The organism is Pseudoalteromonas sp. NZS127 (genome assembly GCF_015864805.1).
GTDB classification, from domain to species: domain Bacteria; phylum Pseudomonadota; class Gammaproteobacteria; order Enterobacterales; family Alteromonadaceae; genus Pseudoalteromonas; species Pseudoalteromonas nigrifaciens.
In genome coordinates this window covers 1-757 of record NZ_JADYWN010000067.1, presented here as the reverse complement: position 1 = coordinate 757, position 757 = coordinate 1, and the positions used below count along the sequence as shown (strand labels likewise).

At 41.6% G+C, this 757-nt stretch carries 1 protein-coding gene; it reads left to right on the top strand.

The window, feature by feature from the left end:
- On the top strand, positions 1-727 hold a 727-nt coding region (locus I6E78_RS18455; protein ID WP_442960320.1), incomplete at its 5' end, for an IS5 family transposase.
- Positions 728-757: the final 30 nt, after the last annotated feature.

The window sequence follows — 757 nt, the reverse complement described above, 5'->3', positions numbered from 1 at the left end:
TGTCTTATCAAAAGTAATGTACTTAAGTGGTCGAATTTATAATAAGCCCGACCATAGAAAAACGCTCGAAGGCATACTGTATAAGATGCGCACAGGTATTCCATGGCGAGATTTACCTTCTGATTTTGGCCGTTGGAGTGCTATCTACAGACGGTTTAATTTATGGTCCAAAAAAGGGATTTTGAATGAACTGTTTCGCGCATTATCTCGTGATGCGGACATGGATTGGGTCTTCATTGATGGCAGTATTGTCAGGGCTCATCAACATAGTTGCGGTGCAAGAACTGCTGACAATGAATCAATTGGAAAGAGCCGAGGTGGAAATTCTACGAAAATTCATCTTGCAGTCGATAGCGGAGGGTTGCCTGTTTATTATGAATTATCCTGTGGAAATACGCATGATATCGTCCATGCAGAGTCACTCGTAGCTAATTGCCCAACAAGTAATATGGTTGTCGCAGATAAAGGCTACGACAGTGAAAAACTGAGAGCGTTTGTTCGTGATAATAACGCTACACCCGTTATTCCACGTAAGGGCAACAGTTTAGTAGGCAATGAAGATATTGACTGGTGCATGTACAAATATCGGCACTTGGTTGAGAATGCATTTGGCCGTATTAAGCAATATAGAGGGATAGCCACGCGGTATGAAAAGCTTGAACGAAATTATCATTCAATGCTCGCTTTAGCATTTACTATGATGTGGCTACCAATGTGGGCTGATTGATATATGTACTACAAAGATCAACAGCCCCTA